This window comes from Cupriavidus sp. 09_S30, from assembly GCF_056930435.1.
The window spans coordinates 1,055,830-1,072,463 of record NZ_JBXOWI010000002.1; the positions used below are offsets into that span (position 1 = coordinate 1,055,830).

Genomic DNA, 16,634 nt, shown 5'->3' on the forward strand with positions numbered 1-16,634 from the left:
CATGTTCGCTCGAATCTTCCTCAAGCGAGGAAGCAAACATGAAGGGGAGAGTCCATTCTGGATTTCCTTCTCGGACTTGATGTCCGCGCTGATGGTGCTTTTCCTCGTGGTGATGGCTGTGACGCTGGTTGCAGTAACACAGAGCATTGATGCAGCGACACGTGCGACCATCGAGCGAGCTGCGGCTATCAACAAAGTGATGGCAATGATTGCCAACGACCCGAAGAGCCGTAGTGTGGGCGTTGACCAGCAGAACTACCGTATCGACCTGGGCAAGGAGGTTCGCTTTGATAGCGGCAGTTACACCATCAGCGTTCCCGCCGGCCAGTTCTTGCGTAGCTACATCCCTGTCCTCCTGAAAGCGAAAGGTACACCCGAGGGCCAGCGCTGGATGCGAAGCGTCGTGGTTGAGGGTTTTACGGATGAGGATGGGACATACCTCTACAACCTGCAGTTGAGCCTAGACCGAAGTCGTAGCGTGGTCTGTGCTCTGTTTCAAAGCACTTCTTCTGGTGACGCATTGAGTTCGGAGCAGCTTAGAAAGGTGCAAGAGCTTTTCCTGGTTGGAGGCTATTCCTTCAACTCCATTAAGAAAGACAAGGCAGAGAGCCGGCGCGTTGAGTTCAAAGTCGATTTTTGGGGGCTTGACGAGAAGCAGCCCGAGGCTAGCGACGTGCTCAAAGGCAAGGAGTTCGGAAAGTGCTAGCCGCTGCCGCGCTGCAACAGCTTAACCGGGACCTCGTCGCCGCCATCGAGTCGATGGGGTTGCACTCCGGTGAGTTCGGCAAACCTGAACTCGTTGAGAAGCCAACCCGAGAAGCAGAACGCATCTTCCAAGGTTTTGCAGCGGCCAAGCCCAGGAAAGAAGATGCGTACGCTGCTGCGCTGAGCTTTCTCCGAGGCAAGGAGCTGGACTCATGGCAACGAGACCTGGTGGCCTCTGCCATTGGCGAGCCTATCCGCGAGCAGGATGGCGCGATGGTGCTTGGGGCCAGGCGGTTCCCGGCGCTTCTGGGCTTGTACGAATCCGAGGCTAAGCGAGGAGACCTTTGGCGGCTTACTTGGCACGGACTGCTTTACTCATACTTCAATTTCGACCCGAATCTTGCGAAAGATGATGCGACGCGGTCCGGCTGGGAGGCCCTTCGGTCATTCCTAGAGAGGACTTGGCCGTTGATTGACAAACAGGCTGGAAAAAACCAGGTCCCCGATTGGGTCAACGTCCTTCGCAAAGAATCTGAGGTGTTGTCAGCGAGACCTGTCGACAAGTATTCGCATGCATATCTTCGAGGCGATACCAGGCCAACCGACCGGCTCGCTGAGGACTTGGGTATCTCGCCGTCGAGCTGGTTTTGGCACGCCCTAGTTCTGGGGGTGGTGCGACGCGCAACGGCGGAGAGCGATGCAGAGTTTAGACGGCTCCTTCCCCAGCTACTCAAGCTTATCCAAGGGAAGCCCGGCTTCCGCGACGAAGCGTTGGAAGCCATCCTGATTCGGTACCACGCATGCAAGGCCGCTCCGCAAGATGAACGCCTGCGGGACTACGTCTGTCAGCCAACAGTGTGGAAGAATCCGAAGCTGAAGGCAGCTGGGATAGCAACCGCCTGGAACCGCGTGCCCGACCCGGTATGGCACATGGTGCTAAGCTGGGTGAACGAGCGAAATCTAAAGGACTTCTTCGACATACTGGCAGCTCGAAACAACGCGGACGAGGGTCGACTGGCTTTCTGGTCGAAGTATCTCAAGCAGATTGGCTGGACGTGGCTGGTGTTTGGCGCTGACACGATGGCGCTCAGGCGTACCAACCCTGGAATTCGGGACTTGATTGCTCGAGAGGAAGGCGCCTACGCACAGCTAACGGGCAACTCGGAAGTGGATGCTTTCATGATGCAGATTGGTCCCTATCTCATCATTGAGTTTAGTAAAAAGCCGAATGCCTGCTACATCTATCAGGCCGACCAGCTTCCGTTCGAACGCTACAGCCGGTATTACAAAGGGGATAGTTCTGACCTGAAGAGCACCAATTACGTACTTCGAATTGTGCACCGCGAAGGTTGGGATGAGAGGGCTGAAGCGGAGCTACGTCAGTTTGGAATTCGGCCAGACAGCCATGACATCAAAAGAGGATTCTCCCCAGCGGGAGCATCGGTTTCGTCAGCGGCAAGGGACTATACGACGAACTCCAACACATCGACAAGGACGTCGGCCCCATTGGGTCGAGGTCCGGATATGGCGACCCTGCGAGGATTGATGAGCCGCTTTCGCGGAGCGTCGATAGTTGATAAGCGGAACGTAAGCAGTGGACGGTTATGGGTCGAAGACCCAATGCAAAGGGTGCAGCTTGGCTCTGAGTTAAGGGCACTCGGTTTCAAGTGGGCCAATAGTCAGCAAGCCTGGTATTTTCCGGAGACCTAATGGGGTTGTTCGATTTCTTCAAGCGGGCGGCCGCACCCAAGGCCGATAAACCGACACTGATGACCTCCTGGACTCAAGAGGGCGTACGCATTGAGTTCGCACGTGAATTGACCGAGTCCACGGCCGACGGCCTACTCGAGGCCATACATGATGCCGGTCCTGATGACTCTGTCTCGGGGGCATATCTGGCGCAGCTCGCAGCAGAAGACCGTTGTCGGTTAGACCGCAGGGGCGCACTCATTCGATGGGGTGACCTCTATGACCTGCAAGGTTCTGCAGAACACGTCGGTGCACTTAAGCTACTAGGCCTTCCTCCGCAGGGGCCATTGCGTCCTGTGCTTGACAGCTCGGGAAAGCTGTCCGACCGAGACTTCGAGCTTACGATGATAGGTTGGACCGATGGCGCCAAGCAAGTTCACCTGGAACGCTTGGATGGTGCAGTGGCGACAGTGGGTGGCGAGTCGCAGATGCTGTCGGCCGCTGCATGGGCTACGGCAGCAGAGGTATCTGCATTCCGTAACCGCGTTGATGGCGAGCGGACGCAACACGCTCATGAGCTGGCCTGGGGGCGAATTCGGCGCATTGCCGACCGGGCCGGGGCTCTATATGCGAGCTCGTATCTCGAGACGACACTTGTTCTGACGCCCGACACGCTACGCCTCCCCCTTTCAAAGGAAGACACGCCGTTCGGTCGGGTACTTACCGTTTCTCCAACGTTTGAGGGGGCTCCCGACGGTTGGTTGACTGCCTTCGACGGGTTCAACTCGGTTCAGCCACATTACGACCTCACGCGGGGCTCGGGGCGCATACGAGTCGTCATCTCCGAGCCAGTTCGGAAGGTGCTCAACGTCATCAAACGTGAGATGCCTGGCCGCCGCGTAGCCGGGGCGAAGGCCGAGAAATTCATTCATAACCCCTTCGCTTTTCTTGGTGACGCAGCACATGAAGTACTGAATACGGACGAGTTTGAGGCGGACCGTGCCGAAGCTGGGGCGGTGGCTGCCGTATTCAGCATTGTTGCCAGAACCGAGCATGGGCGATTGAACACGGTCGACCTCTTGGTCACGGAGCATTATGGGGACGGTTCGGCTAGAACGGACTGCAAGAGGTGCAAGTCTGTTGACGAGCTAGATGCGTTTCTGCTGGCGCTCAAGGAAGCTCTGGAACAGGACCGGGAACGGTTCCCCTGGGACGAGTACGACCTGACCGTCGATGCAGAATCGACTGTGCAGCTTGAGCAGGGACTTCAGTTGGCCCACCTTTGGCGTACACAGCCGGCCGAGCGCATTAGCTTCGACGACATCTACGAGCTAGACGGCTATAGCGGACGTGTCGAAGGGATTGGCGCAGCCAAGCCCATCTACGTTCCCGTTTTCCAGAAGGGGAAGAAGGAAAGCGAGGAGGATAGCGGTTGGCTGCCGTCGGACCTGACGCCGATGGTCAAGGTGACCCTGCAGGGGCATGAAGGCCAGGTGCTGGTGCCTCTCGCGAAGGAGTGGGTGCAGGAATTCGACAAGCAGGTGCAACAGGCCGAGGATGGGGGGCTTCCCGAGGTCAAAAATGCCAGCCTTCCGACTCCGATTGCCACTGCACAAGCGCGTACGCTTGCTGATAGTTTCAAGAGTATGGTCGGAGCCCAGGAGAGAGTTGAAGAAGAACGTACCTCTCAGGCGAAGGAGAAGAAGACCCGTCAAACGCTCTTGGTCAAGACCAACTTCCATGGCGTTGACTATTTCGAGGAGCGCAGGACATCGCTTTCGCTGCCGGACGACTGGCAAGCTCAGCTGCCCAAGTGTCTGCGACCAGGCATTGAGCTCAAGAGGCACCAGCACCAAGGTGTGACTTGGTTTCAGCACTTGGTTTCGAAGGCTCCCACCGAGTGCCGTGGTGCCTTGTTGGCGGACGACATGGGGTTGGGGAAGACACTGCAACTGCTGTCGGTACTAGCTTGGTACTACGAGGGCAATCCCGATGCCGCTCCCTCGGTCATCTTCGCCCCCAAGAGCCTCCTCGAAAACTGGGCCAACGAATCCAAGAAGTTTTTCAATGACTCCTTCCCGGAAGTCTTGGTTCTTTACGGCGATGAGCTGAAGGAGCGCAAGCAACCACCTAGCCTCATCGACGGCCAGCTGCGGGACAAAGGCATTGAGGACCTGCTGAAGCCAAGCTGGGTTGGGACCGCGAAGGTTATTATCACCACGTACGAGATACTGACCTCATATGAGTTCTCGTTGGCCAAGCAACCTTTTGCGTTTCTCATTTGCGATGAGGCTCAACGCATCAAGACCCCAGGGACGCTGGTCACGCTCGCCGCGAAAAAGCTAAAGGCAGATTTCCGCATTGCGTGTACGGGTACACCGGTCGAGAATTCTCTGGCCGACCTTTGGTGTCTATTTGACCTGGTCCAGCCGGGCCTGCTGGGTGCTCTGGAGGACTTCGGCAAGGCCTATCGGCGCCCGATTGAATGTGAGACCGAGGAACAGAAGGAAGCACTCAAGCGCCTCCAGACTGCCATCGCACCTCAGACACTCCGTCGCACGAAGGCTGGCATTGCGGCTGACCTGCCGAAGAAGTACTTTGCGCTAAAGAAGGTCGCGCAGGCCAAGCTGGAGTTCAAGCCTGCCCTTGACGCTGAGGAGCGCCTGGAAATCGCTCTAACAGAGCACCAGCGCATCCTCTACAAGGGTGGCTTGAAGAAACTTCAGGATGCCGCCAAGGAGTCAAATGGGCGAAAGCGCGCGCAGTTGTCGTTTGGCGCGTTACATCTCATGAAGGCTGTCTGCGCTGAGCCCTACTGCTTGCCCGGTACGAAGTTCCTCGTCGACAAGTCTGGACGAGATGCGCATCTTGCCAACTCACCAAAGCTGGGTTGGCTTCTTGAGCATCTCGCCGAGGTCAAAGCAGCAGGCGAAAAGGCTATTGTGTTCACGGAACTTCGGGAGGCGCAGGCAGCGCTGTACTACTTCCTCAAAGAAACTTTCGGCATCCGCCCATACATCATCAACGGCGACTCGCAAGGGCGCCAGGGATACATAGACAAGTTCTCGTCAAAGCCGGGATTCGACGTCATCATCCTGTCGACCCTTGCAGCCGGCGCTGGATTGAACGTAACCGCGGCCAACCACGTTTTCCACTTCACCCGAGCCTGGAACCCTTCCAAGGAGGCTCAAGCAACCGACCGGGCGTTTCGTATTGGGCAGGAGCGGGATGTCTTCGTGTATTGCCCGACCGTGGTTGCCGACGACTTCAGCACATTTGAGGTCCGGCTGGACCAGCTTCTCAAGCGCAAAGCTGGTCTGGCGGGAGCAACCCTCGATGATGGTGGTTTGACGGCTATGCTGAATGGTGCCGGTAAGGACGCAAGCTTCAAGGACCTCGTTGACGAGGGCGGCGCTGGCGAGGCCATCCCGAAGCGATACCTTACGATGGATGACGTCGACCGCATGGATGGTGAGGCCTTTGAGGTTTTCTGCTGCCTCCTGTGGAACAAGCAAGGGTTCCAGGCCACCGTGACGCCCAAGAGGGGGGGAGACGGGGGAATCGACGTGGTTGCCTTCAAAGGCCGAGAAGGGGAGTTGCTCCAGTGCAAGAGCTCGAAGTCGGCCGAAGTTGGCTGGGACGCCGTCAAGGAGGTAACGGCGGGTGCTGCTCGCTACCAAGCGCGCTTCAGGGGCACAAAATTCCGTAGGCTCGCAGTGACAAACCAAGCTTTTACGCGTGCCGCAGTGACGCAGGCTGAGGCGAACCAAGTGGAGCTTGTGACTAGGTCACGTCTCGAAGAGCTTATAGGTGCTCACCCGATTTCTAATCATGAGTTTGATGAAGTATTGCAGGACCTCACTCATTTCTCTGCGGACGTGGTCTAGCCGTACAAGGTCACCATTCCCGACCGGGCTCACTAAACTCGACCTGGTCCGCTACTACGAAAGCGTCGCTGAGTGGATGCTGCCCCACCTCGCAGTTCGGCCACTCTCGTTAGCGAGGGCGCCCGACGGCATCGCGGGAGAATTGTTCTATCAGAAGCGATGCCGGGGCTCAAGGAACTCGACCCGAGCCTGTGGCCTGGGCACCCGGCCTTGCTGTCGACGCCGGGTTCCTGCCAGAGACTGGAGCGTGTTCACTTCCGCCAGCAGCTTTGCACAAAGTTGCCGCGCGGATTTTCTGTCTATCACGTAGAAGAGAAATGGCTTGCAATTGCTGTCAGGCGACGTAGAGTTTAGGTGCGTAATTATACGTACCACGGTGAGACGACAAGCAGAACTAGAGCAATGTCTTGCCACACGCGGTGACTGAATTCGCGCACAAGCGCAACACAGAGTGACATCCACCGCTAACATCGTTTGGACTCACTGCCGGACGTTTGCGGCTTACTGGGCTCGCCTTGTGGGCTTGGCGCTATGTCTTGTTGTGGATTCGGTCGCGGCATTCACTATGTCGATATGGTCAACGAACCGTGACAGTTCGACGATTGGTGCAACAAGTGCCAACTGCAGCATCAGGGTGAATGGAAATCCGCCACCCGATACCAGAGACGTTAGCGACCGGCTGCCTGTGGAGATTCCCAGCTTCTGAAGGCGACTCGAAACGTCGTCGATGCCCATGCCGTGAGCTTTGACCTCGTGGAGAAGGATGTGGGTAGCAGCTATCTCCCAAGACTCGTCGTAGTCAATGAAGCTTTTCCATTGTGGGGGGCATTCCGCCCCTACGGCCTGAAGTATCGCCAAGAAGAAGGCGAGGCTGAAAGAGCCGCGCTGCACCTTGCTCTCGACACTTCGAAAGGACTCGGGGTTGCCCATGTCGCTCAAGCGCGCCGCGAGTTCTTCATATGTGCAGCCTTTTCGTGCGAGGAGGCCACGCGCGGTGCGCGCGGCCAAACGCGTCCACGGCGTGTCGGTGTGGGCCACAGTATTTATCAGCCTTAACAATGAAAGCAAATGACTGGCCACCTGATGCGGCGCTGAATCCTTCGGGGGTCGGCTTTAAACAAGCAGAACAAAGTCGCCTATCAAGGCGAGCTCGACTCGACCATAGCCAACTCTGGATGACTGCATTTTAAACACAGTCCGCAGTCTCTGGTTGGTCCTCTTGTGTTGTCGGAGGAGGCGGTCATGACCCTATATCTAAGCTTCGATGGCGTCCTGCATCCGAACCATGTCACGTTCGGACGCGGCAGATGGCCACGGCTGCAGGTACCTGGGCATTGTCTGTTCGAGCACAACGACTTGCTCGAGCGCGTAATCGAGGCATGTCCACAGACAGTCATCATCGTGCACAGCTGGTGGGTGCCATTGGTTGGATATCGCGCCTCCGTAGAAGCCCTGCCGCCGCTCGTTCAGGCACACGTGAGGGGTGCCACTTGGCCAGGCAACCGACTGCTGCGCGTTCGAAGGCCACTTGACTCGAGGAGGCAATGGCTCTCCCGTGACCTTCTGCGACGGCAGCCGGTTAATCCGGTCCTGCTGGATTGGGACTATCGGCAGGTTCCACCCGCGCTCGCGGAGAACTCCTGCATCGTTAACGGTTTGGCTGGACTCGCCTCTGCCGGCGCCTGTGAAAGGCTGCTTGCCCTGCTCGCCGTCGACGGCGTACTGCCGCTTGAGTCCCTCGCAGTCAACGAGATGGGCTGCTCTCGGGTCGAGGTCGGGCATGCCGCAAAGCTGGAGCGGGACCAATGTCGCCCCTCTAGACGCAGCAGATAGCCTTTTGAGATGGATGGGGGGAAGGGCGGGTGCAGACGTGCAAAACCTCGCAACCATTGCGGCGCGATGAAACGTTGACTAGAATGATTTCAGATGAATTCTATTGAAATTTTAGTAAATTATTGTGTTTGTTTTCAATTAATTGAAAAGGAATTTTTGCATTTATTAATTGTAGAGGAGTTTGCGCGCGGCCACGACAAGCGGGGGCCGTGGTCGCAATCCAACTTTGGGAAAAGATGACGAACTTTGGTGTGTCGCTGATGCTGCGGCATGCCGCGAGAGGTAGCGCGTCTGCGCTAGTGAGGCGGGTGGGCGAACGGCTGATACCCGTTGCCCACCCAGAGTGTGGTCAGAGGAGAACTGGACACACACCCTCGATATTTAGTCTCTTCTGACCACCTGTTTTTGTCAACCCTGGCAAGGGAGGGCGGCAGGCACTCGCCTGTGCTTCCCTAGTCGTCCGGAGAACAAACATGTGGCCAAGTCGCAACTCTCCCAAGACTGCATCCCTCAGCGCAGTCCACAATGCGCCCGCGACGCAATCTCGCAAAGCCACCAAAAGGTCTTTGGCTCGCTTTTCACCTGGCGCCTCCGCCAAACGGCCTTCGTGTGCCGACTTTCAAACTAACCCCAACGAGCAGGCATCGAACTGGATAGATGACGACCGCAAGTTCATCGCAGAGCATTCGGCCTGCTATCGCCGGGATGAGGTAGCGCCGTATGCCGATAATGTTTGCGTACGGGCCCTGCCTCGCTTGTTGTCGGACCCGGAGGTCTTCGGCGAATTGGCGAACGTGCCGACGAAACGTCATGCCGAGTTCTTTGCATTGCCTGAGCACATCCGCCGAGAGGCCGTGACGGACGTGCGAGAACTATTTGTGCCGACGCAGGAGAACGTATGGAACCTCAGCACTTTGTACGCTGCTCTGCGTCGGTCGTATCTGAGCAGACATCCGGGCGACAAAGACACGATGTCGTTTCTGAGCGCCTTGGCCTCAATCAATGCCGATAACGTTACACAGGCAAACGCACGTTACCTCCCTCGGGGGTCACACAGCGGCGGCGGAAGCATGGGCATTCTCATGGTGGGGGCGCCCGGATGCGGGAAAACCACACTATTTGATAGGCTTGACGCCTACCTCGGCAAAGCACGTATCGTCTTTCATACGACTCTCGATGGGATGCCGTGTTTATGGCCGCAGGTACCTATTGTTCGAGTCGAGGTTCCGGAAACAAAAACCGTGAAAGCGCTGGCAGGCGGCATAGTCGCACAAATTGACGCGCTAGCCCATACGCGCTTGTATGGCACCTTGGCTGAAAAGCGCAACCCCGGCTATTACCTGGTAAGAACTGCACAGATTCTCACCTCGTATATGGTTGGGCTCATTGTGGTAGAAGACCTTCAGTACTTAGCGACCGCGCATGGAGACGCCACGCCGTTATTGAATTGGCTTGGCAGCTTGATGGAGGTCAGCGGCATTCCCGTGGTGACGGTTGCAACCTACAAGGTCCAACGCATCATCCATTCTGATTCCGGAATCGGTAGCAAGCTCACATCTGGTGGCAAGCTGCTGGTGGACTACCTACCCACCGGCATCGACTACGACCGCCTGCTTAAAGCTGCGTGGTCGCTCAGGGTGAGTCACCCCGATTTGAGGATGCCCGTTGAGTTACCAACCATTTGCCATAAATACACCGCCGGGAATCGGCGTTTCACAAGGGAATTTCTGGAGTCGCTCTTCACTGAGATGTCTCGCATGAAGGACGATAAGGCTATCTCGAAGCAGTATCTGGACGACCATGCGCGCAAGGTCCTAGACGATAAGCGCCACACCGTCGCAGTTGTACACAAGTCCAAGAATGGACTGCCACTGACCGCAAATGAGGCCGTGGACTTCGTTGAATTCGTAGATTCATCAGGTAAGTCTGATAAGGAATGAGGCTAAACCATGGTGACTGTATTCTTTCCCCCCATCCTGCCTGAGGAACCAATCGGACACTACCATGGCCGCATTGAGTCCTACGGTGGGATTGGGAACTGTCGCCCCATACACGCCGAGCATCTTGGTGCTCCCCGTCGCTCCCTTGACCTGCGGCTGCCTCGCAATCTGAAACGCCTGGTGCAGGTGCTTTCCATCGCTTTTCCACACATGCAGTTATGCGACCTTGTGGGCTTGCATACCGACTATCAGTACTATGCAGCGTCGCTCAGTGAATCTGCGCGGCAAAGCCTGCTTGCAAGAATGTTCAATTACACGAGCGGGCCACTTCGGCCGTTCCACTCGCTTGCAGGGGAGGACGCATTCGAAGCCCTTCCACTATGGTGTGAAGAGTGCAAAGCGGTGGATGTGGGAAATTTCGGCGTTGCTTACGTACACCGATATGGCACGCTGCCATGCGTAAGCCTCTGTCCCATTCACGGAGCCCCGTTGCTACCTCATGGTGTTCTAAAAGCGGAGCCTAACCCGACAATCGATAACGCGCTCAAGAATACGCTCGATTTCTGCCAGGCTAGCTACAAGTTGCTCCTCTCGTCCCAACCCGGGCGCCACCCCCAGGAGGTTCAGAGCCGCCTTGCGGAGGCAGGGCTGCTGACGAAATCGGGGCGCGTCCGCCTGGGCAGGTTGGTGGACTCAATCGTCAGGACATACGCAGATGGCTTTTTCCAGCCAACGCTATCCGCTCTGACGCGCGACACTGATGTCGTCAATGCTTGGGTCAAACTAGCGTTGGCGCCGAACTCCCACCCCGTCTACTACCTACTTCTTAGGGGAGGCATTCGTAAGGCAGACAGAACTTCTGTAATAAAGTCGACGCCGCACCCGTCCAGCGAGAAATACGCGCCTGGGCTCGAGGCTGTGCGGCGTGGGGTGTCGGTCCGGTCAGCCAGCGAGACCCTCGGTGTCGCGGGTGACACATTGCTACGTAGGGTCCGCGCCGCCGGAGTTCCGCACAGGACTCGGGCAGGAGGCTTCTCCACGCTAGCGCGACAACAGATACTGCGTTCTCTGGCAAGCGGTGAGTCGGTTGTCGACATTTGTAAGCGTCACCATGTCTCCGCCCCGACGACCTACCGAATTCTGGCTTCATCGACGGATATTCAACATGAGCGGCGGCAAACGCTCCTAGTGCAGTTGGCTCGGCGACACAGGTCAGCATGGCGCTGCCTGACCAGTTCCAATCCTCACGCCAGTAGGACAACGCTGCGTCGGCTTGAACCGGCAACATGGGCGTGGCTGAGGCGGCACGACCTCGCTTGGCTTCAGGAACATGAGCCGCATCCTATGAGAGGCGGCGGTCCTCGCACAAGGAGCCAATCCTCCAATGAGGAAATAGCTCAGGCCTTCGTTCGCCTCAGATATGCCAGCTCCGCATTGAGCAACTGGTCCACCCCTTTGACGGTACAGAGGGTCTTGGATGCCGCCGGCATTCCCTCAGCGGCACATGCACGCTTGTTACGTTGCGAGGACTACAGGGAAGAACTCAATCGTCTTGTGAGGGCGCCCAGCCGCTATCTACCATGTACGTCTTACCCCCCGGATTGCCTGGCGAGACTCCTCTAGGATACGCCATGCGTTGTGCTCTCATTTCCAGCCTTCCATCGCTAAAGGCTGCTTCTATGCACTTCTTTGGGAGGACGGGATTGCAACCGCCACTTCTCCTCCCCGGAAATCTAGCGCTATTCGTGCAGCGTACTCGTGGTGTTATGGGGGAATCGCTCAGCGTGGTTGTCGAGCAGAGCACCGTCTTTCCCGCTCTCGTACCGTTTCTTTCACCTGAAGCGAGCGACAGCATCATTGCTCACTTCATGGGCGCGGGCAGTATGCGAAGCCCCTACGCATTTCTAGGGTTGGCTACAGCTGCGGGCGCGCCCAAGCACGCTCATCTGTTTTGCCCAATATGCGTTAGAGAAGGCATGGAATCTCATGGGTGGCCGTACTGGCGCCGTGAACATCAGCTGCCGTTTTTGACGATGTGCCCGCACCATGGAGTACCGCTCACGCCCGGGTGTGGCACTTGCCGCTATTCGGAGCCTGGCGCGCGTCACCTCGCCCTACCGCTTGTCGACAGATGCTGGTGCGGGTCGGGACTTCGTCCCATACATATGCTTCAGACAGATGCTCTTCGCTTACCGCATAAGCGATATGCAATTCTGGCAAACGAATTGCTTCAAGGGGGGCTGTCGGACATTGAAACGTCGGCGATTGGGGCCGCATATCAACGTAGAGCAATGCAACTGGGATTCGTGCGGAATGGGCGGGTGGACAGGCAGCAGTTTTACGAAGCATTCGAGGACCACCATGGATTGCCATTTTTGTCCTTCCATCGCTCGAGCCATGACAAGGTGTCGTCTTGGTGCTGTAACGCGCTCGCGAAAGGCATCGTGCCTCCTAGCATGGCCAGAAACGTAATGCTAATTGATTTTTTGTTCGGGACAGTCAAGGCACTGGCTGACGCAGTGAACTCTCTAGCGTCTATGTCAGCCGACCGAGAAGACCGTGCGGGAAATCAGCCAATTGCGGTTGTCAGGATATCTGCGGAAAGGCGGGCGTTTTGCGAACGTGAGCTTCTCAAATTTCGAGAGCAGCACCCCCGGTGCACTCGTAACGAAATTCTTCACAAGCTCGGTCGCACGGCAATGGACCTCCGCGAGCATGCTCGCGAATGGTATGAGGACAACATGCCTGCGTCCGTCAGACCTCAGGGAAGGCCGTCGCGATATCGGGAGCTCTGGCTTCGAGGGCAAGCGGCAGAGTTGATGTCACACATTATTGAGAGATATAGGGCAGAGATGAACACCAGCCTGCATCCTAGAAGGATAACGGTACGGTTGCTTCTGTCCGGCCACCCCCTTCGAACACGTATCAAGGAGATGCGAGCGACAGTGCCTGCAGTCGGTACGCTAATCGACCGACTGTTGGAGGATAAGCAGACATTCAAGCTTCGTGTGGGGCGTTGGTACCTGGACTATCCGCAGAGCATCCCTATCGGCATGGACAGATTCGACTTCATTTCCCGAAGCGTTGGGATGCCAGTTTCAAAGATAGCTGATATTGCTGCAGGCGTGCGGTATCGACGAGTACATGATAGCCAATGAGTGTCTTGAAGGGCGGCCCGGCGACCCAACCATTGGCCGCCTCTATCGGTGTTTTTTGCCGGAGTAAAGGTGCACCATGAATCCGTTTTTGCCGCTTTGCCCTCCACGCTATCCATGTGTTATGGAACCCGACGAGCTTGGTGTTCCGTGTGGAACCGAGTACGAGCCTTTCCTGCGAGCAACCGGACGTTCGAAAGGTACGAACTTTTCCTTCATGAGTGAGAAGACGGGCCGGCCTATTCAATGTCTTTCAATGGGCGAGCGAGCTGTTGCAATGCTACTTGAAGTTGACCCCTGGGTACTCGACTACAGGGAACAATATGTAAGGGCGTCAGACGAACTACTTGCCGGCATCGCCCAGAATCCATCGGAGCCGGTCTTGCGGAACAAGGTCTTCACGCTGGACTTCGTGGCCACGTATCAGACTCACCGACCAATGGACCACGAGTATGAGGTCTTTTCCGTCAAGGAGACGCGTGCTGACGCGCTAAAGAATGCAAATCAACGCCGGTTTGCTCGCGAACAGGAAGATGCGAAGTCGCGGGGCTGGGCATGGCGATGCATTGTCAAGAAAGAGATGAACGTCGCTGAGGTACTCGCTGCTGCTCGTCTGATTCGATGGGGTGGGGCCTTTTCCTATCGTGACAGGCAAGAGGTAGCAATGAGCCTGGCAGCACATGTGAGGGCGGTGAATACGGGCCAACCGCTCGACGAGCTGTTGGAGGCAATCGGAAGAAAACTCGACATGTCGCTGGACGATGCGTATCGGCTCTTCTCGATGGCTGCGTGCTTTGGGTTTCTTGCTGTTGACATAACCAAGGGCCTGGGTGCACGTATGCCAGTGCATCTGCGGGGGCTTTGATGGAAACTGCTGTCGTGGGAATGCTGTTGAGGGGTGGAATTCTTGGCAGCAAGCTGAAGCTTCATCGACTAGTAGGGATTTTCGCTGAGCACAACGATGCTTTCGTCGCTGAGCTCGAGCTTTGCGCAAAGTCAAAGCCCAGGTCTCCAAAGGCCAAACCTCCCAAGCGAGTAGCGCTCGACATGCTGCTCGAGCAGTTGTACAGAGAGGTGGAGGTAGTTGACGAGTGCGTGCGGTATCCCTGGATGGATTGGCCAGATGATAAGCTGGCTGAAGTGGTGCCATCAGCGTTGATTAGTCGGGATGTCGCCAAAAAGGGACTAGCCAGCCTCTACGACGACACGGCGCTTCGTGAGCAGGACTTGTTGTTGTTCACCCGGCCTGCGCTCCAGAAGACAACACGTGGGGCTGCACTCAAACACTGCGTAGCGCAGTCAGGTTTGAAAACTCGGCAGGTCTACAAGCTAGTAAACCGTGCGCTCACGTTCGGCCCCATCGTCAACGCGCTGTTGAACCATAAAAAGCTCTCAGGTGGACCCGGCAGAAAGCGGCTCGGGGGTAAGCGTACTGGAAGACCAAACGCCTATGCCAAACAAGACAAACAGCATCTGTTTGCTGGGCAGGGCATGAGCAAATATCACATCGGAAAATTCCGTAAAGCGCTGCAAATTTACTTCGTGGAGCAAGACCTATCTCTCAGTGAAACTTACCGGAAAATGCGCACCAAGCTCTACGTGCAGAGGATGCCATATGGGAAGGAGGGTTTTATCTTCTATGCGGTGCATCCAGGAAAAATACCATCGTTCGAACAGTTCTACGACTACTATTGCGAATGCCGCGCACGAGGCCAATACGTAAAAGATAAGGCTGGAGAGGCGGAGTACGAAAAGAATCGGGAAGCGCATGTTCAATCTGCCCGGGACATCTCAGACGGTCCGCTGGACATCTTCGACGTTGACGGAACGGGGGGCAAGATTGAACTCGTCGCCACGTACCATCCCGACCGACTCATCGGTCGGCCGCTGGTCATCTTGGCGGTAGACCGGGATAGTGACGCCATCGTCGGAGCCTACGTTACTACGTTTGGGGAAAGTACTGAAGCGTACAAGAAATGTTTGTTCATCGCTTTCACGTCAAAGGAGAACCTATTGAAGAAGCTCGGGCTTCCACTCAGCTATTGGACGGAGTTCGGGCAATGCAATGCAATTTTCGTCGACCAGGGGGCCGGGAAAAGCCGAGAGATTGAGCTTGCCTTTGTCATGCGGCTGAATAGGGGACGATTTATTGCTCCTGCGGGTGCACCTCGCACCAAGGCCATCGTCGAAGGCATAAACGACAAACTTCATGACTGGATGATTCATGTTGACGGTGCCTATGACCGGACTAACGACGGTGAGCGAAAAGCAGAACGCAGGGCCTCTGCCAAGAAGCGCGCTCGGCGGACACGGCGGGACTACTGGCGAAAGCTCATCGAGTTCATTTATCTGCACAACACGACAACCGATGTCAGCCACCTGCTGATGCCTGACATGCGTCGCGATGGGGTGAAGGGCTTCCCTCGAGACATTTTCGTATGGGGGAAGGAGCAACGGAGGGGGGCAGAGCGCCAGGAACGCAGCAGGTCAGAGCTTGCAAAGCTGCTATTGGAGTGCTTGGAAAAGCGGGTCCAGGAGGATGGGGTGCATCTCAACAATCGCACATTCGCCTCCTCCGAGCTTTTGAGGGTGCGCGATGACCATATGAGCCGACACGCGCACTGGGCAAAGATGCCCCCGCTGATTATAACCGTGTACCCCAATCCTCATGACCCTGATGTGATTTACTGGGAGCCGGAGCCTGGAGAGTTAAGGGAGCTACCCGCTACGGTCCAAAGTCGCAAGAGGACTGAAAACATGTCCTATGATGACTGGCTCGATTGCATGGAGGCGGACCATATGAACGCAATTGACGCCAGGAATAAGCTTCACGCCAAGACATATCTGTCGAAAGCCCAAGTTGACATTCTGCAGACTATCACGAAGAACCGGACGGCTGCACAAGTCCGTGCCGAGGAAATTCGAACAAATCGGGCCCTTGAAAAGATACTCGAGAAGGCTGAAGCCGAGGCCGAGCACAAGCAGGCGCTATTCGGCGACCAGGTGGTCGAAGGGCTTGATAGTTCGACAGCGCCTTCGACAACTGAAGTCGACCTACCAGCGGTTGGGGTAACCCAATTGTTCGATAGCGGCGCTAAGAAAGTCGCCAGGAGAAAGCCGGAGAACGAACCGGCCAAGGACGGGTTCGAAGAGGTCTACGCTGAGATTTTTGGAGAGTAAAGGAGCGATGTCGGGTATCCCGCGGGGAAATGACTATACATAGTTCGAAAAGCCGTTGGCGGCGACCGCCTGCGATTGCCCTCCGTGTCCTTTATGCAGAGCGGTAGCTGCCGGCGATGGAAGGATGCAGGTTCGGCCACGGACGGCCTTATACAGTGCTGCCGGTACCTAGACGCACCTGAGGTATTCCTAGACGGGGTAACGGAACATCAAAGTGGGGGGTACCGAGGTACCGACTTGCGCCA

10 protein-coding genes and 1 pseudogene are annotated in these 16,634 nt (G+C 56.5%); 10 read left to right on the forward strand and 1 reads right to left on the reverse strand.

Going from position 1 to position 16,634, the window contains the following annotated elements:
- Position 1 precedes the first annotated feature (1 nt).
- From AC1Z3O_RS24880 to ligD, 4 genes and pseudogenes are all read left to right on the forward strand, one after another.
- A complete protein-coding gene (locus AC1Z3O_RS24880) occupies positions 2–706 on the forward strand; it encodes a flagellar motor protein MotB (protein ID WP_483518527.1) in 705 nt (234 codons plus the stop codon).
- Positions 700–2,415, forward strand: coding sequence for an EH signature domain-containing protein (locus AC1Z3O_RS24885; RefSeq protein WP_483518528.1), 1,716 nt, complete (start codon positions 700–702; stop codon positions 2,413–2,415). Before AC1Z3O_RS24880 ends, AC1Z3O_RS24885 begins: the two co-directional genes overlap by 7 nt.
- Complete coding sequence (locus AC1Z3O_RS24890; RefSeq protein WP_483518529.1) at positions 2,415–6,281, forward strand: SNF2-related protein; 3,867 nt, start codon at positions 2,415–2,417, stop codon at positions 6,279–6,281. Before AC1Z3O_RS24885 ends, AC1Z3O_RS24890 begins: the two co-directional genes overlap by 1 nt.
- 22 nt (positions 6,282–6,303) lie before the next feature.
- Positions 6,304–6,500, forward strand: a pseudogene (gene ligD, locus AC1Z3O_RS24895) (non-homologous end-joining DNA ligase LigD); the annotation flags it as partial.
- 282 nt (positions 6,501–6,782) lie between these two features.
- Here the strand turns inward: ligD and AC1Z3O_RS24900 are convergent.
- Positions 6,783–7,319: a DUF6471 domain-containing protein gene (locus tag AC1Z3O_RS24900; protein ID WP_483518530.1), complete on the reverse strand. Its 537-nt coding sequence runs from the start codon at positions 7,317–7,319 to the stop codon at positions 6,783–6,785.
- Between the two features lie 204 nt (positions 7,320–7,523).
- Between AC1Z3O_RS24900 and AC1Z3O_RS24905 the strand changes: the two genes are divergently transcribed.
- From AC1Z3O_RS24905 to AC1Z3O_RS24930, 6 genes are all read left to right on the forward strand, one after another.
- Complete coding sequence (locus tag AC1Z3O_RS24905; protein WP_483518531.1) at positions 7,524–8,114, forward strand: HAD domain-containing protein; 591 nt, start codon at positions 7,524–7,526, stop codon at positions 8,112–8,114.
- Between the two features lie 473 nt (positions 8,115–8,587).
- Positions 8,588–10,054: an AAA family ATPase gene (locus AC1Z3O_RS24910; RefSeq protein WP_483518532.1), complete on the forward strand. Its 1,467-nt coding sequence runs from the start codon at positions 8,588–8,590 to the stop codon at positions 10,052–10,054.
- A 303-nt stretch (positions 10,055–10,357) separates the two neighbouring features.
- Positions 10,358–11,677 (forward strand): TnsD family Tn7-like transposition protein, encoded by a 1,320-nt coding sequence (locus tag AC1Z3O_RS24915; RefSeq protein ID WP_483521970.1) that lies wholly within the window; start codon positions 10,358–10,360, stop codon positions 11,675–11,677.
- On the forward strand, positions 11,635–13,212 hold the full coding sequence (locus tag AC1Z3O_RS24920; RefSeq protein WP_483518533.1) for a TniQ family protein: 1,578 nt from the start codon (positions 11,635–11,637) through the stop codon (positions 13,210–13,212). The genes AC1Z3O_RS24915 and AC1Z3O_RS24920 overlap by 43 nt, the downstream gene beginning before the upstream one ends.
- Positions 13,213–13,426: 214 nt before the next feature.
- Positions 13,427–14,074: a TnsA endonuclease N-terminal domain-containing protein gene (locus AC1Z3O_RS24925; RefSeq protein ID WP_483518534.1), complete on the forward strand. Its 648-nt coding sequence runs from the start codon at positions 13,427–13,429 to the stop codon at positions 14,072–14,074.
- Positions 14,074–16,389: a hypothetical protein gene (locus tag AC1Z3O_RS24930; protein ID WP_483518535.1), complete on the forward strand. Its 2,316-nt coding sequence runs from the start codon at positions 14,074–14,076 to the stop codon at positions 16,387–16,389. Before AC1Z3O_RS24925 ends, AC1Z3O_RS24930 begins: the two co-directional genes overlap by 1 nt.
- The last annotated feature ends 245 nt before the right edge of the window (positions 16,390–16,634 follow it).

What these genes read in the sequence shown, in the direction of transcription:
- AC1Z3O_RS24930 (WP_483518535.1), top strand. Translation starts at nt 14,074, where the DNA reads ATGGAAACTGCTGTCGTGGGAATGCTGTTGAGGGGTGGAATTCTTGGC.
- AC1Z3O_RS24890 (WP_483518529.1), top strand. Translation starts at nt 2,415, where the DNA reads ATGGGGTTGTTCGATTTCTTCAAGCGGGCGGCCGCACCCAAGGCCGAT.
- AC1Z3O_RS24915 (WP_483521970.1), top strand. Translation starts at nt 10,358, where the DNA reads ATGTTCAATTACACGAGCGGGCCACTTCGGCCGTTCCACTCGCTTGCA.
- AC1Z3O_RS24910 (WP_483518532.1), top strand. Translation starts at nt 8,588, where the DNA reads ATGTGGCCAAGTCGCAACTCTCCCAAGACTGCATCCCTCAGCGCAGTC.
- AC1Z3O_RS24925 (WP_483518534.1), top strand. Translation starts at nt 13,427, where the DNA reads ATGAGTGAGAAGACGGGCCGGCCTATTCAATGTCTTTCAATGGGCGAG.
- AC1Z3O_RS24920 (WP_483518533.1), top strand. Translation starts at nt 11,635, where the DNA reads ATGTACGTCTTACCCCCCGGATTGCCTGGCGAGACTCCTCTAGGATAC.
- AC1Z3O_RS24880 (WP_483518527.1), top strand. Translation starts at nt 2, where the DNA reads ATGTTCGCTCGAATCTTCCTCAAGCGAGGAAGCAAACATGAAGGGGAG.
- AC1Z3O_RS24905 (WP_483518531.1), top strand. Translation starts at nt 7,524, where the DNA reads ATGACCCTATATCTAAGCTTCGATGGCGTCCTGCATCCGAACCATGTC.